This is a genomic window from Psychromonas sp. MB-3u-54, assembly GCF_002836415.1.
Taxonomy (GTDB): domain Bacteria; phylum Pseudomonadota; class Gammaproteobacteria; order Enterobacterales; family Psychromonadaceae; genus Psychromonas.
Window position 1 is genome coordinate 26245 of the sequence record NZ_PJBP01000117.1, and the last position, 24082, is coordinate 50326.

The 24082-nt window shown below is 42.3% G+C and carries 18 protein-coding genes and 2 pseudogenes; 11 read left to right on the forward strand and 9 right to left on the reverse strand.

Features of this window, described 5'->3' with window-relative positions; translation table 11 throughout:
- Window positions 1–119: 119 nt before the first annotated feature.
- Entirely contained in the window at window positions 120–1028 is a 909-nt protein-coding gene (locus tag CXF72_RS06745) for a LysR substrate-binding domain-containing protein (RefSeq protein ID WP_101037974.1), read from the forward strand.
- 282 nt (window positions 1029–1310) lie between these two features.
- On the opposite strand, the gene ribA is transcribed toward CXF72_RS06745, so the two are convergent.
- On the reverse strand, window positions 1311–1913 hold the full coding sequence (ribA, locus tag CXF72_RS06750) for a GTP cyclohydrolase II (RefSeq protein WP_101037976.1): 603 nt from the start codon (window positions 1911–1913) through the stop codon (window positions 1311–1313).
- 680 nt (window positions 1914–2593) lie between these two features.
- Complete coding sequence (locus CXF72_RS19995) at window positions 2594–2722, reverse strand: hypothetical protein (protein ID WP_269801156.1); 129 nt, start codon at window positions 2720–2722, stop codon at window positions 2594–2596.
- A 379-nt stretch (window positions 2723–3101) separates the two neighbouring features.
- Between CXF72_RS19995 and CXF72_RS06755 the strand changes: the two genes are divergently transcribed.
- Window positions 3102–6044 carry a bifunctional diguanylate cyclase/phosphodiesterase gene (locus CXF72_RS06755; RefSeq protein WP_101037978.1) on the forward strand — a complete coding sequence of 981 codons (2943 nt, stop codon included), beginning with the start codon at window positions 3102–3104 and terminating at the stop codon, window positions 6042–6044.
- A gap of 74 nt (window positions 6045–6118) precedes the next feature.
- Here the strand turns inward: CXF72_RS06755 and yegD are convergent, their stop codons facing one another.
- Window positions 6119–7432 carry a molecular chaperone gene (gene yegD, locus CXF72_RS06760; RefSeq protein ID WP_101037980.1) on the reverse strand — a complete coding sequence of 438 codons (1314 nt, stop codon included), beginning with the start codon at window positions 7430–7432 and terminating at the stop codon, window positions 6119–6121.
- Between the two features lies 1 nt (window position 7433).
- Here yegD and CXF72_RS19285 point away from each other — a divergent pair, with 1 nt between their 5' ends.
- Both CXF72_RS19285 and CXF72_RS06765 read left to right on the forward strand, forming a co-directional pair.
- Window positions 7434–7595, forward strand: a complete 162-nt coding sequence (locus CXF72_RS19285) for a hypothetical protein (protein WP_157823204.1) — start codon at window positions 7434–7436, stop codon at window positions 7593–7595.
- Window positions 7596–7734: 139 nt separating this feature from the next.
- Entirely contained in the window at window positions 7735–8391 is a 657-nt protein-coding gene (locus CXF72_RS06765; protein ID WP_101037982.1) for a metallophosphoesterase, read from the forward strand.
- 749 nt (window positions 8392–9140) lie between these two features.
- Here CXF72_RS06765 and CXF72_RS06775 read toward each other — a convergent pair.
- Window positions 9141–11261 (reverse strand): FG-GAP repeat protein, encoded by a 2121-nt coding sequence (locus CXF72_RS06775; RefSeq protein WP_198552528.1) that lies wholly within the window; start codon window positions 11259–11261, stop codon window positions 9141–9143.
- A gap of 532 nt (window positions 11262–11793) precedes the next feature.
- Here CXF72_RS06775 and CXF72_RS19550 point away from each other — a divergent pair.
- From CXF72_RS19550 to CXF72_RS06790, 3 genes are all read left to right on the forward strand, one after another.
- On the forward strand, window positions 11794–11988 hold the full coding sequence (locus tag CXF72_RS19550) for a hypothetical protein (protein WP_198552529.1): 195 nt from the start codon (window positions 11794–11796) through the stop codon (window positions 11986–11988).
- A 274-nt stretch (window positions 11989–12262) separates the two neighbouring features.
- Window positions 12263–12712 carry a PEP-CTERM sorting domain-containing protein gene (locus tag CXF72_RS06785; RefSeq protein ID WP_157823205.1) on the forward strand — a complete coding sequence of 150 codons (450 nt, stop codon included), beginning with the start codon at window positions 12263–12265 and terminating at the stop codon, window positions 12710–12712.
- 592 nt (window positions 12713–13304) lie between these two features.
- Window positions 13305–13583 (forward strand): hypothetical protein, encoded by a 279-nt coding sequence (locus CXF72_RS06790; RefSeq protein WP_157823206.1) that lies wholly within the window; start codon window positions 13305–13307, stop codon window positions 13581–13583.
- 1101 nt (window positions 13584–14684) lie between these two features.
- Here CXF72_RS06790 and CXF72_RS06795 read toward each other — a convergent pair.
- The 3 genes from CXF72_RS06795 to dctP all read right to left on the reverse strand — a co-directional run bounded on the left by CXF72_RS06795 (window position 14685) and on the right by dctP (window position 17698).
- Window positions 14685–15989 (reverse strand): TRAP transporter large permease, encoded by a 1305-nt coding sequence (locus CXF72_RS06795; protein ID WP_101037991.1) that lies wholly within the window; start codon window positions 15987–15989, stop codon window positions 14685–14687.
- 4 nt (window positions 15990–15993) lie between these two features.
- Entirely contained in the window at window positions 15994–16590 is a 597-nt protein-coding gene (locus tag CXF72_RS06800; protein ID WP_101037993.1) for a TRAP transporter small permease, read from the reverse strand.
- A gap of 82 nt (window positions 16591–16672) precedes the next feature.
- Window positions 16673–17698, reverse strand: coding sequence for a TRAP transporter substrate-binding protein DctP (gene dctP / locus CXF72_RS06805; RefSeq protein ID WP_101037995.1), 1026 nt, complete (start codon window positions 17696–17698; stop codon window positions 16673–16675).
- Window positions 17699–18343: 645 nt separating this feature from the next.
- Here dctP and CXF72_RS20000 point away from each other — a divergent pair.
- Complete coding sequence (locus CXF72_RS20000; protein ID WP_269801157.1) at window positions 18344–18469, forward strand: hypothetical protein; 126 nt, start codon at window positions 18344–18346, stop codon at window positions 18467–18469.
- Between the two features lie 182 nt (window positions 18470–18651).
- Window positions 18652–19032, forward strand: a pseudogene (locus CXF72_RS06810) (transposase); the annotation flags it as partial.
- A gap of 186 nt (window positions 19033–19218) precedes the next feature.
- Here the strand turns inward: CXF72_RS06810 and CXF72_RS06815 are convergent.
- Window positions 19219–20139, reverse strand: a complete 921-nt coding sequence (locus CXF72_RS06815) for a LysR family transcriptional regulator (protein ID WP_101037997.1) — start codon at window positions 20137–20139, stop codon at window positions 19219–19221.
- A 184-nt stretch (window positions 20140–20323) separates the two neighbouring features.
- On the opposite strand from CXF72_RS06815, the gene CXF72_RS06820 reads away from it, so the two are divergent.
- Window positions 20324–21679, forward strand: coding sequence for an aspartate aminotransferase family protein (locus CXF72_RS06820; RefSeq protein WP_101037999.1), 1356 nt, complete (start codon window positions 20324–20326; stop codon window positions 21677–21679).
- Window positions 21680–21746: 67 nt separating this feature from the next.
- On the forward strand, window positions 21747–23234 hold the full coding sequence (locus CXF72_RS06825; RefSeq protein WP_101038001.1) for a CoA-acylating methylmalonate-semialdehyde dehydrogenase: 1488 nt from the start codon (window positions 21747–21749) through the stop codon (window positions 23232–23234).
- Between the two features lie 152 nt (window positions 23235–23386).
- On the opposite strand, the pseudogene CXF72_RS20210 reads toward CXF72_RS06825, so the two are convergent.
- Window positions 23387–23548: pseudogene (locus tag CXF72_RS20210) on the reverse strand (hypothetical protein); the annotation flags it as partial.
- Window positions 23549–24082 lie beyond the last annotated feature (534 nt).

A 24082-nucleotide genomic window follows, 5' to 3' on the forward strand; every position in this document is an offset into this window, starting at 1 on the left:
TATTCTCCAGCTTTTATTTGTAAGGTTCATTGTTTTTGAAGGTTGAAGCTATTATATTTAATGCCACTAACGATTAATAACGGTAATAATTGAACTATCAGTTCAAAAGGATTGAAGTAATGAATTCACCGATCACGCTCGATGCATTAAAGGTACTTGATGCGATTGAACGCAAGAATAGTTTTGCCGGCGCAGCCGATGAATTGTTTCGAGTTCCTTCTGCTATCTCCTATACCGTCAGTAAGCTTGAAGAAGATTTGAATATTGCGCTCTTTGATCGCAGCAAACGTAAGGCGGAGTTAACCGCCGTGGGCAAATTCATTGTTGAACAAGGTCGCCTTATTTTACAGGCAACCGATGAACTCACCCATATGGCAAAACAGTCTGCTAGCGGCTGGGAATTGGAGCTGCGCATTGGTATCGACAGTATTTTACGCTTTCAACCTGTCTATGCGCTTATTGCACAATTTCAAGCGCTGCACCCGTGGATTAATATTAAAGTGTCTGAAGAAGTCTTTGGCGGCACCTGGGATGCCCTTGGTGCCGGGCGCTGCGACCTTATTATTGGTGCAACGGGCGCTGTGCGTGACAACCGTTTTAATACTTATGGGATAGGGGATATTGAGTTTGTTTTTGCCGTGGCGAAAAACCACCCGCTTTGTCAGGAGACACAACCTTTAAACAGTAAAATAATTAAACAACACCCTGCCGTGGTGGTCGCGGACAGTTCAAGAGATCTCGCAGCACGTTCAGCGGGTTTACTCGATGGTCAGGCACGTATTACCGTCCCCAGTGTTGATAAAAAAATAGAGGTGCAGTTACTTGGCTTAGGGGTGGGTTATTTACCTGTTCATCGCATCCAGCAAGAATTACAGATGGGTCAGCTGGTGGCATTAACCGTGGAAAAACCTGAAAATAGAAACCATGATTTGTGTATTGCATGGCGTAAAGATAATAAAGGCAATGCACTGGCGTGGTTTGTGGAAAAAATACAGGCATTAAAAAGCAATGTGTTTTTAAGTCATTAATTATAAAACCAGTCGAGTGACTACCGGGCTGGTTGTCTTTTGACTTCAGATAAATAATGCGCTGATTATTTGAATATATACCCATGTTACTTCAAGATGCAAAGTCAGCAAGCAAAATTGTGCTGAGATACTAGGCATAAAATTGAAGTATCGTTATTCTACATAGCGATTTTATAACAATGCAGATTGGCACAATTTGCATTGCCCTACCGGGTGCAAGCATTTTGAAGTAATATGGGTATCAACCTGAAAAAATCGCATTTTATTTCCCGCAGCCTTAACCTAAAACGGAAAACGGATATTATGGCCGGCATTTTTTGCCTTAGCTCTTAAATAGGATTCGTTATCGCTCTTAAGAAATGTCGAAGTACTGATCACCTGCTCAACCGTCATTCCGTAATTCCGTAACGCTTTAACTTTTAGCGGGTTATTGGTTAATAGCTGTAGTTTTTTTATATTTAGCGCCTCGAGCATTTGTCCCGCTTCAGTAAAATCTCGAAGGTCATTATCAAAACCTAACTGGTTATTAGCTTGATAGGTGTCCATACCTTCAGACTGAAGTTTATAAGCATCAATTTTGTTATATAATCCGATTCCCCGTCCTTCCTGACGCAGATAAATAATAATTCCGCCTTCTTTTTCCATCAGCTCGATGGCTTCATTCAATTGTTCACCGCAATCACAACGTGATGAATGAAAAACATCGCCCGTTAAACATTCGGAATGAATACGCACCAGCGGCGATGTTGAGCACTCATCTGCTTTTCCAAAAATAATAGCGATATGCTCTTTATCGGACATTAAGTGGTTAAACGATGCTATCTGAGCTGGAATTCGGCTATTAGCGCCTATTTTCAGCGAAATTTTGGTTCTTACTTTAGTCATAATATTTAACCTTTATGTCTTCTACTATTATTTTAGTTACGCAGGATGAGTCCAACTAAGCCGCTTGATCGGCCAGTATCAAGACGCATTGGTGAAGTTTGAAATAAGCTTTGCAGCCAGTCCTCTAAGTACTTAAAGCACTTGATCTTGGTTATAACCGGCGTTAATCAAATCGGTTATTTTTAGCCTCTGTCAGCGAGCAGCGCCGCGGTGAAATAATACCAGGCTTACAGTTGCACTTGACGCTTCCATAACATTATCCATATTTTTCTGATTTTATCATCCACCTATGGTCAGCGACCAATTGTTTTTTACGTTCGCGGCCATAGACACGTTTTTCTGCTGAGGCACTGTCAATATTTTTTCTGTCATAAAAGACTTAAACCTTCGAAGCCTCAGCCAATATTTTATTGTTCAACGCGTTAGATTATTCTGCAGCCTGAGCCGGCTGAACTTAAGTCCGGTCTTTGTTCATGATATTGCCCCCTATAGGCTGGTTATTATTCCATACCAAACCCTTTACCAATGTCTATCATTCAGGTATCACAAAGGCGTTGTTTGCAATATCAACAACCTGAATAGTGCCCTAGCAGTAATCTCAAAAAGCCCAGGCTCAGCAAAAGGATGATCAATTTATTGCATCTGACATATACAGCCCGAGTGATTTCATCTGCGAAACCCTAGGCTAATGGAAAATTAACCGACAGCTCTTTCAGATGACTTTCTCGCTGTGCCTCGCTATCGCCAGAAACGACAATCAGATCAATACCTGTGGCCGGCAATTGATCTTTAAAATCGTTGCTGAACATCGGGCAGTGACTGCCAAACAATTGTCAGTCTGCACTATTGTCAGGTGTTTTTAGCCAGAAAATAAATTACCCGATAAATCTGTTAAGCATCTAGATGTTTTTATATTTTTGGTATACATATAACACTCTGCAAAATTTCTATTAAAAAAACTGTCATGAACCGCTGAATTTTGCCGCGCAGTAATTAAGGATGAGTTGTAGACTTAAGGGAAGTAGATTAGCATTTAATTGACAGGCTCAAGACCCCTGATTATGACTAACACTTAACTATTTTCATGTGCTAGAATCTTTTATACAATACAAAAAATCTATTTTATGACATTAAATATAGCGCTTTAGAACCAATCGCTTAAAAGCCTTAGATTACGAGGATTTAACATTGTTTAGCAGAATATTGTCATCACTGTGTAAGCACTTTACATATATTCACCCCAGTCACTCGCCATCATTCAGTAAGGCAATTTTCTTTACGGGCTTAATGGCGGCAGGGCTTGTCACGGCTATTTTTCTGCAACCTTTGATTCAAAATGGAGGCTGGCAAGACTACCTGCCATTACACACAGCACTTGAAACTATTTCCATTATCGTCGCAGCATTAATATTTGCAGTTGGCTGGTCAGGCAGAAAGCGCAACTTACCCGGCAACATAATATTGCTTGCTGCTGTATTTTTGGGCGTCGGCATACTCGATTTCTCTCATATACTCTCCTATACTGGCATGCCTTATTATGTGACGCCAAGCGGCCCTGATAAAACCATAGGATTTTGGCTTGCGGCGAGAATACTCTCGACTGTCGGGTTATTTTTATTCGTCACATTACCAATCCGTTCATTGTCTTTTAGGTTTCCCCGCTATCTGATTTTATCCATCATACTGGTAGCAACGGGAATGGTACACTGGCTGATTCTAATGAATCCTGACCTTCTTTCAGGTCTATTCTTTACCCCGGAAGCGGGACTCTCCGCCCTTAAAATAAATACTGAATATATTATTATCGGTTTCACCTTGATAACGGTATTGCTGCTGCTGTATAAAATGCGCCAGCCCCAGACCTATCACGCATCATCCCTGCTTGCAGGCCTGTGTATTATAGCGATGAGTGAGTTCTTTTTCACCCTATACGCCGATTTAACGGATATTTACAATATATCGGGTCATCTCTATAAGGTTATTGCCTATATATTTATTTACCGGGCCATTTTTATTACGGTCATTGCAAGACCCTACCACAATCTAGAGCTGGCAAAGACTGAACTTAGCGAGAAAAACCGCTTACTCGACAATATAATAGAGAATATTCCGATTGCTGTTTTTATGAAAGACGCCAAAGAATTACGCTTTACACGTATCAATAAATTCACTGAAAAATTATTCGGGCACAGTCGTGAAACGCTTTTAGGGAAAAGTGATTATGATTTTTTTTCAAAAGAACAAGCCGATTTTTTCACCGCTAAAGATCGCGAGACGATAAAGCAAAGAACGCTGCTTGAAATCCCCGAGGAAACCATAGATACCCCCCTTGGAACCCGTACTCTGTACACAAAAAAAATAACCATCACCGATCAGCATAACAATCCCAAATTCCTGCTTGGCATTTCAGAAGATATTACTGAACGCAACACTGCCAAAAAGGCAATTGAAGAAAGTGAACGCTCTCTTAGGGAATCACAGCGAATTGCACGTTTGGGAAGCTACCTTTTCGATTTGCGCAATAACAAATGGTCCAGTTCTGAAATATTAGATAATTTGCTTGGTATCGATGCCGATTACCAACGTACCATGGAAGGCTGGCAGCAGTTAATCCATCCGGATGATCGCAGTCGAATGGATCATTATTTCAAAGAAGATGTCCTTAATCAGAAAAAACCCTTTGATCAAGAGTATCGAATTCAATGCCCCAACAGTCAAGCTGAGCGTTGGTTACATTGCTTAGGCGAGCTTGAGTTCAATGTTCAAGGCTCCCCTGTTTTGATGAAAGGGACTATTCAGGATATTACTGAAGGAAAACTTGCTGAAGCTCACCTCCAGTCTCTGGCAAACTTTGATCAACTTACGGGGTTGCCGAATCGTTTTATGCTCAAGAATCAAATAACCTACCTTTTTACGCTTGCAAAGCGTAAAAAAGAATCCTTAACTATGATGTTTTTAGACCTTGACCATTTTAAAAATGTCAATGATACCTTAGGACATACGATCGGTGATCAGCTGCTTATCAAAATAGCAAAGCGACTAAAATCTGCCATCCGCGAGGTCGACCTTGTATCACGGGTTGGCAGCGATGAATTTATTTTAATTTTCCCTAATACCGATGCAGAAAGAGCAATGACTATTGCTACAAAACTGATTGAAACCGTTTCAAAGCCCGCTGTTTTTGAACACCACGAACTGTTTATCACGCCCACTATAGGTATTGCCATCTATCCGAATGATGGCGAAGAGTTTGAAATCTTGATCAAAAATGCCGATACCGCCATGTCTCAGGCAAAAAAATACAGTCGTAACACTTTCCACTTTTTCACCGACGAGATGCAGGTTCATTTACAACGTAAGTTAAAAATAGTCAATGCAATGAGACATGCTCTGCAGCGTAATGAAATGCAAGTACACTACCAACCACAGGTTTCAGCAGTGAATGGTCATATTATAGGTGCCGAAGCACTACTGCGTTGGAACCATCCGGAGCTGGGAGCAATATCTCCCGGTGAATTCATTCCCATTGCTGAAAGCAGCGGGCAGATTGTAGCGATTGGAGAGTGGGTATTACGTACCGCCATTAATCAAATGAAGGTCTGGCAAGGTGAAGGACTCGCGCCAATGGTTGTCGCTGTCAATCTGTCTGCCCTGCAATTTAAACAAGTCAATCTTATCAAAATGATTATTGGTATGCTCGATGAAGCACAACTCGCACATCAATATCTGGAACTGGAACTCACCGAAGCTATTACCATGGAGGATCCACAACAGGCAGTTAACATTATGAATCAATTTAACGCACAGGGTATTCGCATGTCGATTGATGACTTTGGTACGGGTTACTCTTCCCTGAGCTACCTCAAGCAGTTTAAGGTTTATAAACTTAAAATCGACCAGTCGTTTATTTGTAACCTTGCCAAGGATTCCGATGACAGAGCGATGGTACACGCAATTATTGATATGGCTAAAAATCTCGGCATGCAGACTATTGCGGAAGGGGTTGAAACAGCCGAACAGCTGGAATTTCTCCGCCTGCACGACTGTAATGAAATACAGGGTTATTATTTTAGTAAAGCTATTCCGGCAGACGAATTTGCCCGCTTTGTCAAACAGGGCCCGCACCACTAAGACAATCAGGGTTTAAACTGACCAGATCTGGTTAGTTTAAACCCTGATTGGAATCATCTTGTGATTATTACCGCTCAAGAAAATAGACGTTTAGCTTTTAATAACGCGCCTAAAACGACGGAACTAAAGGCATCGGCAACGGTGATATTGACCTGTGGATAACGCGCTTTAATCGCTTGCTGCACCAGTGGAGATAACCCCATACCACCGGTTAAATAGATAATTTCCGGTTGCAGCTGTGCCTCATCAACTGCGCCGTCAATCATGACAAACATCTTTTCTAACCATTTTGTCATGGTCTGTGCAACCTGATCACGTTTGATTGTCACATCCAATGATTTGTCTATAAAAGCTAACGGTAAATCTGTTTGTTGCTGGTCACTTAAATCGATCTTTGCAAGCTCAATGGCATGCATCAATTGATGAGTAAGCCTTTGCTTTTGCACCTGCTGTAAACGCATCAGTGGAGCAGGATCTTCACTGTCAAAAATATATTCAGAGATCGATTTAGCACGAGCAGGGGAATAAAAATCACTCATCTCGGGAATATTATCGATCGCATAAACGCCAAAATACAACATATTTGGAATTGAACGGCCACCTGCTGTGCGCCCTCCCCGACCAAACAAAGGCGATACTATGCTGCTTGCTAAATATTTATCACTCACAATGCCGCCCTGGCGGATCCCTTTAGTGGCATAAATATCAGCATCCCGTTCAAGGTTATCCGCTTTATCTTCACTTAATAAACAAAAAGTAACATCGGAGGTACCCCCTCCTAAATCGACTACCATCGCCTTAGTCGGTTTCTTAATTTGTTGTTCAAAGTGATAAGCTGCAGCAAGGGGCTCATGAATAAAGTCAACCTGTGCAAAACCCGCTTTGGTTGCTGCGCGTAACATTAGCGCTTCAGCTTGTTGGTTTCCAAGCTCACCCATAGTGGAGTGGTAGTTGACCGGACGGGCTATAACCGCTTTATTAATAGTGGTATTTAGCTGTTTTTCAGCACACTGCTTAAGATAAGATAGAAAGCGAATGACCAATAGTTCAAAGTTATCTAATAAACGTTTTGGAATTTTAGCGCCAAGAAAATTCTTTGGGCTATTAACATATCTTCCTTCATCGGGGGTCAATAAAAAGGTTTTAAAACCTTGTTCACCAAACAAGATATCGCCAGAATTTAACATCTCATTTAAGGTCTGCTCATTGGTTTTTGCATTATTACTCACCGCCCCCGATTTATTATGGGTCAAATAGATTGCAGAGCGGATCTTAAACGGGTTCTCACTCTCTTTATCGACAACAATCAGTGTCGGTTTGTTATTAAGCCAAGCTGCTACGGCACAATTACTTGTACCAAAATCAATACCAATAAAATCAGCGGTCATTATGTTTCCTGACAAAGAAAAGGCAGGACATCCATACCTTTTAATCATTAAATTAAAGGCAAGATCATACATTGAACAGCTAAACATTAATATTGAACAGGACAAAAAAGACTTAGCAGGGGCATTTGTAGAGTCTGCTAATTTGCCATTTGCTGTACTATAATGGACATATCAACACCACAGTATCCAGTTCCTGCGCAAGCTCACGGGGTCTGACGTCGTTCAGCTGTTGATCATAGGCCCGACCTGACAGGAGAAGTTATGTTTGGATTTACGCTTATTCTAACCTGATTGCGACCCTGATGCATGGTTACCTCACCTGGCGCATTGCTTCACTCAACTACTTTAAGTCCGTTCACCTCCGTCGCAGGCTGGGGGCGCTGTTTATTGCCACCACTATCCAGCTTATACTTGAACTGCTGAGCGGTTTCGGTCTCTGGGCAAAACCCTATATTAATCAGCTTCGCAGCAGTGCCCTTCTGCTCTCGGTGCTGATTATTACCCTATCACTAGTGCAGGGCATGGGTGCGCCGGTCGTTAGCCGCTACGAAGTGACCCTGCCCACACTGTCCGCGCCGCTCGACGCTACCCGTATTGTGGTGCTATCTGATCTGCATTTCGGTAGTCAGTTAGGGGCACAGTGGTTCAATGCGCGCGTCGCTCAGGTTGCAGGACTCAAGCCGGATCTAATCGTTCTGTTGGGTGATCTTTTTGAGGGACATGGCAGAGTGGATTCTGACCTGCGATCTGTCTTTGCGCGCCTGAAAGCGCCTATGGGAGTCTACGCCGTCACCGGTAATCACGAATTCCACGGTGACAGTAGCGCAGTTCTCGCAATCAGCGAAGAGGCCGGGGTCGAGTGGCTGCGCAACCGCGGGCAGGAGGTCGCCCCCGGACTGCTGCTGGCAGGTGTGGATAATTTGTCCAGAAATCACCTCAATGAGGGTAACGAAGACTGAGTCTCATCATTACTCGAAGGGCATCATAAGGAAGCCGTGGTACTACTGTCACATTCCCCCCTGCAGGTGAAACAGGCCGAGAACGCGGGTGTCGGGCTGATGTTATCAGGCCACACCCACGGAGGCCAAATCTGGCCCTTTGGCCTGCTGGTCAAACAATACTATCCCTACCTCAACGGGCGGTATCAGATCGGCAAGATGAGCCTTATCGTCAGCCGCGGCACCGGCCTGTGGGGACCTCAGATGCGACTGTGGCAACCGGGAGAGATTATTGAGGTGACACTGCGTGCGGACTGAATCAGTGGCTATCTCAGGATTGTTGCTGCAGCCCCCCTCTCCGAGCCTTCGGTTTCGGCTTTAGGCTAAAAAAAACTGGGTTGCGCTTGAGCTAGAAAGCACAAAGGCCCCGCCAAAATTATCAAAGTTGATTCATCTCATGGCGCTTCGAGCACAGCAAAACCTTCTCGAAATTTGTTATTCTACTTGGTAAATATCTGTGTTTTTCACCCATGGTAATGCGGTTACAGATATCAACTAGGCATTGATCCTCCCTCTCGTCCCATACGACAATAAGAAAGGCTGAACAGCCAACGGATTAAAGCATCAGCATAGAATAGATATCCCCGCTCCTTATAAAAAGAACGGGGAGATGATAGATTGCTCTCACTAATGCTAGAAAAACGCGTTGCCATCCTTCTTTCTGACAACGTAGACCTAACATCATATTCCAGAGCCTGTTAACCATCTCATCAAAGCTGCGCCAGCGCCCCCACCAGCAGGGGATAGATTTTGTTTTGATCCACGCAGTTGGTGATATAGTCCTTAGTTGCGCCACCAACAGTGTCGGGCGAACTCCGAAGCGCGCAACCGTCGGTACGGGCTATGGCCTTTTCAAGTTGCTGCCGGGCCTTATCAGCTTTTGACTTTTGCAGACTATCAATCGCCTGCAACAGAAAATTTTCCATTGCAGTCTGGTTACCACTGGTTGTGACACTGTCCGGTGGCAGCATAGTCATAATATTTAACGATTCCATCGCCTGTTGCTGCACATATTGTTCCGAGGTGATAACAGCAATATTTACCTCGTCCGGCGTGGAGTCGGCATAACCATCGTTGACTACAAGCTGTGCCGTATAGGCACCGGCAAGATCCGGTATAAACTCCGGGGTCACGCCAGCATAGTTACTGAGGGTTGCGCTGCTCCCGGCAGGAACGGTCAGAGTCCACAGAAAGGTCAGTGCATCAGAGTCAGTATCAACGCTGGCCGAGCCATCCAGCACCACGGTTTCGCCTACATAACTTCCCCGATCAACGCCGGCATTTGCCATAGGTGGCGTGTTTAATGAAGAAACGGTGATCAGATCAGGAAGGCTGGACAGTGCGCCTTGATCCGTCACCACAAGACTGATCAGATAGTCGCCCGGTAAGTCCACAACAAAACTGGGGGTCACTGTATCGGCATTGGTCAGCACAACAGTGCTGCCCGGCGGTTTCGCATCAAAGGTCCAATCGTATAAAAGGTCTTCCGATGCTGTTTTATCGTCTGTAGAGCCACTACCGTCAAGGGCTACATTCTGCCCGACATGAATGGACTGATTAAGCCCTGCCTCTGCCACGGGCGCCTCATTACCAGTCACCCCGGTGTACACGTAGACCGCACCTGCATCAGCGCCATTGTCATCCTCAAGATGTGCTGCAATCAGTGCGCTATCGCCGGACAGCCCCATTGACCAACCAAAGAAATCACGGTAAACACCGTCACCTGGTTTGATTTTCGCTTCCTCACTCCAGGTCGTCCCATTACGGGCGAATATGTAAACCGCGCCAGAGTCAGTGCCGTTATCATCATCACGTACGGCGCTAAGAAGCGCGGTATCGCCAGACAGCGCGACCGAGTAACCAGACTCATCATCTGTTTCGACATCACTGCCGATGAGTTTTGCTTGCTGGCTCCAGAGTGTGCCGCTGCGCACAAATACGTAGGCCGCACCGGCTTCCAGACCCTTGTCAGCATCACCATTCGCTCCAATTAGCGCCGTATCAGCAGATAACGCAACTGATATCCCAAAGAAATGAAGGCTTTTTGGATCATCAGGCTGGAGTTTGGCCTGTTCGATCCAAGTGGTGCCGCTGCGCGTAAACACAAAGGCGCTGCCTGAACGATTGCCGTTGTCATCATCGTAAACTGTACCGATCAATACGCTATCATCGAATAGATCCACCGCCCAACCGAACCTGTCATTTGTTAAACCACCACTGTCCCTGAGCTTAGCCTGCTCGTTCCAAGTGGTTCCACTGCGGGTGTAGATGTAGACCGAACCAGAGTCAGCGCCATCATCATCATCGCGCCAGGCGCCGACCGCCACGGTATCGCCATAGATTGCTATCGACCAGCTGAAAGAATCATTCAGTGCACCATCACTGGCGGTCAGTTTGGCCTGTTCACTCCAGGAGCTGCCGCTTCGTGTAAAAACATAAGCAGCGCCAGAATCAGCGACCACACCATCCGCACCTCTCGCACCAACGACTATAGTATCGCCATCTATCGTCACTGAACTGCCAAACTCATCAGCGGTACTGGCATCACTGGCGGTCAGTTTGGCCTGTTCGCTCCAGAAGGTGCCGTTACGGGTATACACATAAGCGGCACCCGAGCCAGAAGCCGGAACAGTATATGAAACACCGGCACCAATAACAGCGGTATTCCCGGACAATGCGACCGAGTAACCAAAATAATCATACGCACCGCCATCACTGGAGAGAATCTTAGCAACCTCAACAGTCGTCAATGCTGCCCAGGACGTACTTGCAATAAGACTTAAGAATGTAATAGCGACCAACCTAAGTCCTGAAAGATATAAATGAAACATACTCATATACTCCTATTCATAGGGTGTTTTCTAAATGGGACACCACTGCCTTTTTTGCAGGGTGTTACGAAATGATAGACAGTTATAAGTATAGGAAAAGACGAAAAGCTTTACCAAAAAAAATGTTGATTTAAACCGCCTATTTTAGCCCTGTAATACTGGTCATTATTTTGCCCCGCCGCGATCCTTGCACGTTTCAATGTCAAGGTTGAAAATCCGCTTTAATCTTTGTACCCAAGTCACCGACTGGCATTTTCTGACGGTGCTTTTCTACTTTCACTGCACATTAGATGAATACTTAATGCACAAATTTCACATACTTTAACTTATGTTTAATTTACATTTATAGAGACTTCTATAAATGTAAATTCGTCATTTCCCCAAGACAAAAATTTAATTTACAAGCGAATATGTATGCTGCACAACTGTTTTTATACTTGTTATAATCTATCCTTTAATAATCAAGAAAATTTTAAATTTTTATTAGTAAGAATGCGGACTAATACGCTGTTAGTCGACACTGGGGATGATCATGAAAAAACTATTATTCTTCTTTACAGCGGGTTGCTTGGGAGCACTAGTCAACAGCATAGCTGTTTGGCAATTTGGACAGCTTGGTTTCACTTCGGCATTGGGTGTTTCAATTGCGCCCTCTTTAAGCCCTGCATGGCGGTATCTGAGAATTTCTTTTCATTCTACCCATGCTGCACTCAAGGCGACTTCTTAAGGGAACAACCTTAAGTCTATTTCCAACCGCCGTTATGCCATTTATGGTTTTCCCCTCTCAGACAGACAAAGGCATTGCAGGAATAGAGCTTGGACTAATGACACCTGTGTTTGTAATATTCTTCAATTGGGTGTGGAGTATTATTACAGCCATCACAATTAAGTCTGCCAAGTAAAAGGGCTAACAATGCGTTCCTGTTGACGTTTTGATCTTCAAAGAATGTCACTAAACGCAGTCAGTTCCTATTTTTTGTTAATGGAAGGAGATGAGTAACATGCGTACATTTATTGTAGGAATATTCATACTGGTATGGTCATTGCAGGTAAACGCAACTTTGATTGACATCACTAAAACCTTCGACGTCACGAATGACAGCGGTAATTTCGCGAATGATTTCCATGTGAACATTATATTCGATAAATCCAGTGCTTTTTCAGGGCCTCTAACCGCAATGAATACAGCTGGTTGGGGTTATACGTGGGATTTTCAGGGGACAGCCGGTAATGCCAGAGATGCTAGGTTATCGGTAGATTTCGTAGGTGGTATTAAAAATCGTATTCCCATCGATGGCACAGCAACTTTTAAGTTTACTTTTAAGGCCGATCCAACCGACATTAAGAAAATAACTTATTATTGGACGGTTCCTGAGCCTAATGTTTCCATATTGTTGGGTTTCGGTCTGTTGGGTATATGGCTCTTTTCCGGAAGAAGAAAGCAGCATTAGCCTTTACTGCCAGCTAGGGTCCAATTGTTCTTCATCTTGTACTGTCAGTATCATCGGGCAGCGCACAAGAAAGCCTTACCATCTGCGCAGTCGAGTGGAACAGGCCTCCGCAGCGTTTGATTTGTGGCTGAATGCCACAAGCCTCACACTCTCACAGCCAGCCTCTTACTGCGGCTTGGGCTAAAGAAGCATAGTGAATTCAGAGAACAGGAATAACTTACACTGGAATACATCTCCTACAGTCTTGCGGGCATCGCTGTCATCATTGGGCTCGCTTCTGTTTTTAAAACGGCCTTTATCTCCCAAGCTCATCATAAAGCCCTTCTCTGGTTCGCATTTGCACTCCTTGCTATTCTGATTCCCTATATTCGGGAAATAACTTTAAAGACCTAGAGTAGCCATAGAAAAAATCAACTCGGTTTCACAAACCTTAGATGCTGCGGCCATCAGCGTTAAAGATCTAAATAATCGTCTAAATGCCACACGGGATGAACTGATCGACGGATACCAGAAGTTGCTGTGCAGCCTGCCGAAAGACAAACGGAACTAGAGGGTGGTCAAACTCTCCAAGCTATACCTTCAAGAAATGGACATGGATGTCACAACGGACAAAAAATGGCTGATTGAAATCGGGCAACCAATCGTTGATCTGGATGATCAGTATTTGAATGCCCTGCGAAGCACTCAGCAAGCTAATGGTCTTGGTGATGACGGCATTTTCGGCTATCGAGCTATCTGTCTCCTGAACCACTACGCACGAGGGCTGATGACAACAAAGCATAACACTAGCTTCCAGCAGAAACAGTCGCTGATGAAAGGCTGGACAGTCAATGTTTTTCAGCTTAATTCAGCATTATATTCACGACTATAAATTCCAAAACCAACGCACAATCAGTACAGATAATCCTCATAAAGACAGTAAGTTGAGTGATGGTTATGTTGTACAGCAAAGGTGAATATGTAAAACATAAAACAAGGGGAATAAGGGGTTGTTAGATTAAGGGATATTACCGCTAACTTTTCCAATTTAAAATATAACCTGAAAAAAACAAAGCCCCGACATAAGTCGAGGCTTCATATAATGTTTGGCAGGGTGAAGAGATTCGAACTCCCAACATACGGATTTGGAATCCCAAAAAAACGGTTACATCTATTTTTTTAGAACACTTATCTCATTGTTTCAATTAAACTTGGTGTTTTTTGGTTGTCTTGGGCTTAGGCAGGTTTACGCCAAAAAATAAAACTATTTAATAGTCTCAACGATCAATAATAGATTTAGATTTTATACACACTTTAACGTCATTATCATATTAGAGAGGGCCCCCTCAGTAGATTACTAGCATCACGAAATAAGTGGGCTTTAAGCGTTTATGAAAATCGCACACTGATCTCGAAAATAATTCAATCGCTTTTAACAGCGTACATTACAATAGCTTAAATTTTGACAGTCTAAGACGCTTCTGAGTACAAAGGCTTAGAAATTTTTCACCCTTGATCTGTTGAGATTAATTTGTTTATTTACGATCGATTTCTCCCAATAAAGAACAAAATAAAAATTCCTTACTGGTAAAGCCTATTTGAATGTTCATGCACTTTTTGAAGGATTTAGCTAAGGCATTTTCGCCCCAAGCGACTTAAAGGCAAGACGCGACCCCATTACAATCTTTAGAAAATAAGGAGGATTTTCAGGAAAGTAGCCCCACGCATGTGCAGCCAATGTAATACCACCTTCCTACGAGAATAGGCTTTGTCATAATGCTTAAAACCATTGCTGAAACAGAAAACAATGTAATATAAAATTTCAAACTCCACCATAGCCAAGGTCTACATAAATAGTAAAAACTCGACCATCAGCTAAAATTTATTAACGTCGCAAGTAGCATAAATACGAGGACTGAAGAGTCCTCGTAAATTAGACGGTTTTATAGCTGAAATCGAGTAAGTAAATTGAACATAATGCCCGTTTTATTCCTTACTCTATCCCCATCAACAAACGGGGTAAAAACAAGGCTAAATCAGGTACAAAAGTCACTATAAAAACCATTGGCAAATGCCCTAAGCATAAGAATTTAAGGGTTGGCCCAATATATTTATGGAGTGGTAACTTTGCTACCCCTCCGGCCATATAGAGCATCGGCGCACAGGGGGGGGATACATTACCGAGTCCCAAGTTAACACCTACAATCGCGGCAAAATGAATCGGGTGAATGCCGAGTTGCTCGACGATTGGCAAGAAGATAATAGCCGCTAAAACAGCACCTGAAATATCATCGACAATCATACCAATGAGCAGTAACAATAAATTAATAACCAACAAGATAACAAACTTGTTGTCAAATACTGTCAACAACGCTTCAGCAATTTGTTTGGGTATCTGCTCGAGGATCATTGCTCTGCTCATAATAAACAAGAAAAATAATACCGCCATAATAGATCCGGTCATAATAACAGCACGAACAGTCGCTGTTCCTAATGTTTTGATGGTTAGTCCTTTATATACCATCAAACTTACCGGTATAGCATAAATTACCGCAATAGCAGCAGCTTCGGTTGGTGTCGCAATACCACTGTAAATAGCACCCAAGATAATAACTGGCATCAATAATGCGAATAACGAATTATAGCCGGACTTAGCAATACCACGTACGGCTGCTGCAAAAGGGAGCGGCGGGTCAACTTTAATTAACGTGTCGTTGCGCAAGAACCAAAAATTTAAAGCACAGTAGATAAGTGTTAATAATATACCTGGGATAATGGTCGACAGAAAAGCGGCTCCCACGGATAAGCCTCCGGTTATCGAAAATATAATCATTGGAATACTTGGCGGGATAAGCAACGCCAATACCGACGAGCAGGCAACTAATGCCGTAGCATGCCCTTCGGGATAGCCCTCCTTAACCATCCGCGGGATCATGATTTGTCCAATCGCTGCAATCGCTGCCGAGGAACTACCTGAGATTGCACCAAAAAGCGCACAGGTTAATACTGTTACCGCTCCTAAACCTCCTTTGATTCGGCCAACGAAAGAGTTAACAAAATCGAGTAAACGCGCGGAAATACCACCTTCTGCCATGATAAGCCCACCTAAAATAAACAATGGCAGGGCTAATAGCGCAAAACTACTGGCGACATTAAAGCCATGCGTTACTAGAAACGAAATATTATTACCCGTCGCATAAGTGAATAAAATAGCACCGATACCAAATGAGAATGCCACTGGTATTTCAGCTAACAGCAAGACAACTATCAGCAGCATACAAAGAAGAAAAATAGTCATAGTACTAGTCCTTGATAAATGATGGGCGGGATGAGTTCGACTGTTTTTTAGCGGCTAACATCGCGCTAAAATCCGCCACGGTTTGCAGCAGGAAGTAGCCAGCCATCATGACAAAGCCAAAGATCATGCTAGCGCTCCACAACCCTTTTGGCCACTGCAGATACAAGCTTTTTCGTCCCATCTCAATCACAAAAAGACCGTACTTAGAGGCATAATAGCCAAAAACACAGGCGGCAATGCTACAAATAACCGAGCCAATAAAGCGGATCATCTGAATTTTAAATGGGTCGCTAACAACAAGACTAACAATACCACCGTGAATGTGCTCCCGATGTTTAGTCGCATAGCCCATACCAAGAAAATAGGTCCAAATGGCCAACAAAATTGCGGCCTCTTCGGTTCCAGCAAAAGGAGACTCAAGCACGTAGCGCATAACTACTTGAGCAAATATGAGTATGGAGAGTCCTAAGCTGGTAAAGATCATTGCTGCTTGTAAACCAAAATCGAGTAGATATTCCAAGCGTTTCAGGAGGAAATTGACTTTATCTGGCAAGGCAACCTGCTCAGAAAAAGTTGAGCCTTCTAAGATATGGGTTTTCATTGATATATCACCTATAACCTGGGGGAAGTTTTAGGCGCAATCATAATGAATGCCGATTGCGCCTAGGTTAGCTTGAAAGGAGTTACTTAATATCAGCGATTTCACGCATCATTGTCATGATTTCTTTACCAACCTTCTTCTCCATAAATGGCCATTCTTTTGAGTATAAGATATCTTTAGCCTTAGTCAGGTCTTCGTCAGATAATTCGACCACATCAATACCGTAATCACGAACTTTTTCTAAAAATTCGTTATCTATCCTTTCTGCTTCTTGCCAAGCCCAGTCAAGCGTTTCATCAACCGCAATTTGCATTTTCTGTCTTTCGGCTGCTGGTAATCCTTCCCACCAATCTTTATTAACTAACCAGAATGCATGCTCAAAATAATCACGCGTTAAAATGTATGCCTGTAAAACATCACGCATCTGCCAAATTTCAACTGCAGGTCCAAATGCTCGGCCATCGACAGTACCTAACTGTAAGGCTGTATATAGCTCAGAATAGGGCATAGGAACAGCGGAGAATCCCCAGTTGTTAAAACGTTCAATCGCCAATGGCGAAGGAATGACTCGCATTTTTATCCCTTTTGCATCTTCAGGGAAAGTGGTCGGAACTTTATCGACTCCTTTGCGGATAGTGATAGAACCAAAACCGGTAGGAATAGTACCTAATGCGACTAAGCCCATATCAGCAAAAATATTATTGTAGACGTCAAGCATTGGACCGCCAGGACCGTAAACTTTACGAGCGCTTTCCCAATCATCTACGACATAACCAAGCCAGGTTAGATCGAGTCTACCGTCAAATTCAGACGCGCCGTAGGTAATGGTCATTGGAATCACTCCCATCATCGCCTGCTCAAACTGCGAGGTCCAATCGCCTAAATCACCACCTAAGTGATAATCAGGTTTATAGGATGAGTCTTCGTCAGCCAATTTTTCAATAAACTTTTCGGAAGTGTGGTGAAAAATATGATCTGCGTTAAAAGGCTGTGAAAACATAAATTGGTTATCAGCCGCAGCAACATCGAGCGCGGAAAAAGTTAATGCAGCCGTTAACGTGCTAGCAATAAGCATAAATTTCTTAGTATCGTTACTTTTTTCAAACATTATGACAATCCTTTTTAACATTATGATAATCCGTGGTTTTACATTCGAGACATCACAACATCATATATATATCAAGATAGGTGAGGTCAATTGAAGTCTGCCTCTTTTAATGTCTGAGGTAAATACTATATATATTAAGCTAAGGTAATCATATGGTTAATGCCAAAATCACAAACTCCTGAGATCACAAAAAAAGATTAAATTCATTGTAATAAAAGATTTTTTAGATAATAGAAAGCCCTGATACAATATTTAAAAGGTACAAATCCCTTCGATTTTTTTGCTTGTATTTCCCTTTTTTCGCCTGTAAATGACTCATTCACTTGCAACATATCCATAACATACCCATAACATATTTATATTCACATGCCTTGCTGTCGCGAGGTTTTTGGTTGATTTTTTTGTTTAATTCGACAGGTATCTTCATTCAATGATACCTCTCACTACCAGTGTAATTTATTATCTACAGAGCACTTATCTCTTGAGGCATTTAAAAGTTCTTCGGCATCAAGCTCTTCTGAGAAAATATAAATTTAAAGGCGCGAGTTGTTTTTTTAATGCCGATTGATTAAGGATCTTTTAATAAAAATTGAACGATCTTGGAGATAGAGCATAATCCCTAATTTTGTCAAAGGTTGGTTTTTTTTGTTTAATCAAGAAATAGAATTATTTTATAAATCCTTTGAAAATAATGATACGTATAACAATATATTAAAAGCAAGTGGTGCTGAAGGGGCATTGTTTACCACACAAAAGGCCAGTATTCGATGATGCCGCTTACCCGCAGAGCAAGTAGTTTGGTTGATTATAATAATGGGGTTAATGCGAAATAGCTCAATAAAATAATTCGGTGGCTCGCTGGATATTGCTCTACATACCAACTCTAAAGAAATGTATTCTCATGTCACTCCAAGTGCGCTCACTAATTATCGTAAGCGATTAGGAGAAATAGAATGACAACACATAAAAAATATTCAAAAAATTTAAATTAGATGCAATATCGCTCGTTGATGAGCAAAGCTACAACAAAGCTGAAGCAGCTAGAACCTTGGACTACTTGGTAAATGGATTCGACAGGCAGAAAACGATGAGAGGCTCGCCTTTAAAGTTAATGCCAAATTAACACCTGAACAATTAAAAACACGTCAACTCAAAGAAGAAAACAGACAACTTAAAATGGAGAGAGAGATGCTAAAAAAGGCAATGGTCTTCTTTGTAATAGAAACGACATAAGGTATTCGTTTATGACTGAGCATAAAAAGGCCTAGGCCGCGAGTGTCATCTGCCCTTTAATTGGTGTGAAATTCCGTAATTATTACAGTCGCTTAAAACGTTATAGAGCTATTAGCATATATTCAGCTGAGCGTTTTTTCTACCGATTCAAGTTATACACTCATTGTTTGAATCTAAGAAAATATAAAAATTTTGATTTTAATGTTTTATCCAAATCACGTACATTTAATATGTACCCCTTGCTCTTTATCACCATTTTCAACCTAGTATTCATCAACCGATCCATTTTACAATGTCTTTTCTAATTCTTCTAAATAGGCTTCAAGTATCAAGTTTTCTCTCCCACCTTTACGGGTGATTGTAGAAAAGTGAGTATCGAAGTTTCTGTGGCGTGCGTCAATCGACCGCATTTTATCTTGTGCCACCCAGCGCTCTGCAAAATGCACAGGTAAAAAACCTAAAAATCTTCCAGTTAAAATTAAAAATGCAAGACCTTCACGATCGGTTGAAGTCGCTGTTGCTTTCAATATTTTTTGCTGCAGTTTTATTGCTATTGGCTGTTGATAGTTGGGCAACACTGCATCATATTGGCCCAGTGAACTATCGCTAATAGCATCGATTTCTTTATCAAAGAGCAGATGTCGCTCACTGCAGTACAATAGCGATCTTTCTTTATACAAAGGTAAGTAGCATAGTCCGCTTAAAGCTCTCAGATCCGGTACCACACCAATATGTAATTGCCCATCGAGCACTGCCATTTCAATATCATTAGGCGGTATCATGCGAATATTAATAATAACTTCAGGGGCTCGGTGCTTGAACGCGCTTAAGGAGTTAGTAATACGCATTTGCTCACTGCTAACCAAGTTATCAGTAATACCAATATTCAACTCGCCCACTAAATCAGTATTTATGGCATTCATTTCACTGCGAAAATTTTCAATGTTACTGAGTAATTGCAAACTAGATTCGTAAACTTGCTCACCTTGCTTGGTAATAGAAAAACCAGAGCGACCACGATGACATAGCTTCATTTTTAACAAAGACTCAAGTTCAGATATCGCAACACTAATTGCCGGTCGGCTAATATTTAATTCGATTTCTGCAGCGGCAAAGCCGCCCGATTGAATAACCGTTTTATAGATACGTAATAACCGAATATGGGTATCACCTATTTGCCTGGGTAGTAATGTTTTATTTTTATTCATTGATTATTGCTCATAGCGAATGATCTACAATTCAGCTAAATATCGATCAACACATAGTTAACCATATATTTAAGTTAGGTTTGAAAATGTTGTATTTAACATATCTATTAAAACATTGATAATGAATTCAAGCAATCGCCAAACACGTGTGAAAGTAAATTCAATAAATTGTTGAGGTAACAGGATGACTAACAACAAAAACGCTAACCACGGTATTCCCCAATCACAACTTGATGCACACTGGATGCCATTCACGGGTAACCGTCAATTTAAAAAAGATCCGCGTATTATCGTATCTGCTAAAGGTAATTATTATACTGACAGTGATGGCAGAAAAATCTTTGATGGCCTTTCAGGGCTTTGGACTTGTGGTGCAGGCCATGCACGGCCAGAGATCACAGAAGCCGTCAGCAAACAAATAGCAACCTTAGATTACTCACCTGCTTTTCAGTTTGGTCACCCTAAATCTTTTGAATTAGCGTACCGCATTACAGAATTGATGCCTGAGGGCTTAAACCGAGTCTTTTTCACTGGCTCTGGATCTGAATCGGTAGAAACCGCATTAAAAATGGCGCGTGCATATTGGCGTAAAAAAGGCATGCCGAGTAAAACCCGCTTTGTTGGCCGCGCCAAGGGTTATCACGGCGTTAATTTTGGCGGTATTAGTGTCGGTGGTATTGCCCCTAACCGTGCTATTTATGGTCAAGGTATAGAAGCCGCTCATCTAGCGCATACCATGACCAACGAGAATAAATACACAAAAGGGATGCCGACACAAGGCGCAAACTTAGCCGATGAATTAGAAGCCATGGTTGCCATATATGACGCGTCAACTATTGCGGCTGTTATTGTCGAGCCGCTTGCAGGTTCAGCTGGGGTTATCCCACCACCGGTAGGTTATTTAAAACGTTTACGTGAGCTATGTACTAAACATAATATTTTGTTGATTTTTGATGAAGTTATTACCGCTTTTGGGCGTATGGGTTCAAATACCGGGGCAGAAGAGTTTGGTGTTACCCCAGATTTAATGACAGTAGCAAAACAGCTTACCAATGGCGCAATTCCAATGGGCGCAGTCATTGCCCAACAAGAAATTTACGATACCTTTATGGAAACAGGTGGTCCTGAATATATGTTAGAGCTTCCCCATGGGTATACCTATTCCGCTCACCCTGTTGCTTGCGCCGCAGCATTAGCCTCATTAGATATTTTAGAGAAAGATCAATTACCCGCGCGTGTTAAATCAATGGCCCCCCATTTCCAAGAAGTATTACATGGATTAAAAGGCTCCCCTCATATCACCGACATTCGTAATTATGGCTTAGCTGGAGCATTAAGTATTGATGCCTTTGGTACTGAACAAGGCAAAGCAGAACCGAGCAAACGGCCTTATGAAATTGCCATGAAAATGTGGGAAAAAGGTTTCTACGTTCGCTACGGCGGCGACACCATTCAACTTGGTTTGCCATTTACAACAGAGTTACCTGAGATTGATAGCTTAGTTAATGCACTTGGTGAAACTCTCGGCGAAATTAAGTAACAGCGATAGCCTTCCCGATAAAATATCGAGAATGACCAACAACTTTTATAAAAATAAGGAATTCAAAATGACAACTATTGGCCACCTAATTAATGGTGAAATGATGAATAACGATACCCGCTCACAAGCAGTGTTTAACCCCGCTACGGGAGAAGCCACAAAAAAAGTAGCACTTGCCAGCAAACAAACCGTTGAGCAAGCGATTGTAGCAGCTGAAGACGCGTTTCCTGAATGGAGTAAGACTCCTCCCCTTAAGCGTGCACGAGTCATGTTTCGTTTTAAAGAATTACTCGAGCAAAATACCGATAAAATTTGTCAGTTAATTGGGCAAGAGCACGGAAAAATATCTCATGATGCAGCGGGTGAATTACAACGCGGTATTGAAAACGTAGAATACGCATGTGGCGCCCCTGAGTTATTAAAAGGTGAGCACAGCAAAAATGTAGGACCAAACATCGATTGTTGGAGTGAGTTTCATCCGCTTGGTGTGGTTGCAGGTATCACTCCATTTAATTTCCCGGCCATGGTACCAATGTGGATGTTCCCATTAGCCATTGTTTGTGGAAATACCTTTATATTAAAACCGTCAGAGCGCGATCCAAGCTCAACTTTATTTATCGCACAACTGCTTAAAGAAGCGGGTTTACCCGATGGCGTAATGAACGTAGTTAATGGTGATAAAGAAGCCGTTGATACTTTGCTTAACGATAAACGGGTTAAAGCGGTCAGTTTTGTTGGTTCAACTCCCATTGCAGAATATATTTATACCACAGCTACTGCCAACGGTAAACGTTGCCAAGCCTTAGGGGGTGCAAAAAACCACGCGATTATCATGCCTGATGCCGACATGGACAATACGGCAAATCAATTACTTGGGGCTGCTTTTGGGTCAGCGGGTGAGCGCTGTATGGCACTTTCTGTTGCCGTTGCTGTCGGTGATGAAGCCGCTGATGCCCTCATTGAAAAAGTAACTGAAGGTATGAAAAGGCTAAGTATTGGTGAATATAGCACTGCCAGTAACGATTTTGGCCCGGTCATTAGCGCGGCACACTGCGATAAAGTCAATGGGTTCATCGAAAGTGCACAACAAGAAGGGGCGACAATTGTTGTTGATGGGCGTAACCCTGTCGTTGATGGTTTTGAAACTGGATTCTTTGTGGGTGCAACCTTAATCGACCATGTCACTCAAGACATGTTAAGTTATCAAGCTGAAATTTTTGGCCCTGTTTTACAAGTGGTGCGCGTTAAAACGATGCAAGAAGCGATGCAATTAATTAACGATCATGAATATGGTAATGGCACCTGTATCTTTACCCGTGATGGTGAAGCCGCACGATATTTTACTGATAATATTGAGGCAGGTATGGTAGGTATCAATGTACCATTACCAGTACCTGTGGCTTCCCATAGTTTTGGTGGTTGGAAGCGTTCATTATTTGGTGACTTGCATGCTTACGGCCCTGATGGTGTACGTTTTTATACTAAACGTAAATCTGTTACTCAACGCTGGCCATCAAGTGGTATACGTGAAGGGGTAAGCTTCGCTTTCCTTTAAGGATTCAAAATAGACTGACGAGATCCTCCAATTTGTATTGGGGATCTCGTTTTTATTGATGAATAATAACAACATCTACTTACTGTAAGGACACTAAATTATACGCCCGACTCTACCGATATAGGTCTTTTTTTACCATTTCAGCCAAATCTTTATCTACAAAAATAGTGCATGACCACCTTTATTAACAAAATTTCTTCATCATGTTGTTCCGCACCAAGTATTGGCATCGCACCTGTTTCGCTTACGTAGTTAAATAAATGATTCATATGCAGCATTTCTTCAATTGCGTGTTTACGCATAAATGCTGCTGCACCTTCAAAACCTTACTGTCATACCAAGCACTAATATCAAACGCGTTAGATTTATGATCAGTTATGGCATGTTCTTTAAATTAGTCAACGACCGGATTATGAATTAAGAAGCATGACAGATATATCAATCCCACATAAAAATAACGCGATCCTTAAGCTCCGCTATATGCCGATACAAACATTTACTAAAGGTCATTATAGAGCTTCAATAGCAAAAGCTCTCAATGTCAGTCGCCGTTTGATTAATAAATGGGTAACAAAATATTTATCCAATGGGTACAAAGTTTTTCAACTTAATTTGGAATTAAATTAATGACGATAAACCAGAAGTGATTTATCGACCTCACTAGACTGCTCTAGCGCTGCACAAGAAACACAGATAACACCGCACAAACAAGACTGCAACAGATCGGATCTACGCACATGATTATCTTGAACAGCAAGGGTGACTTTGTAAGGCATAAAACAGGGGGAATAAAGGGTTGTTAGATTAAGGGATATTACCGCTAACCTTTCTCATTTAAAAAAATTGTC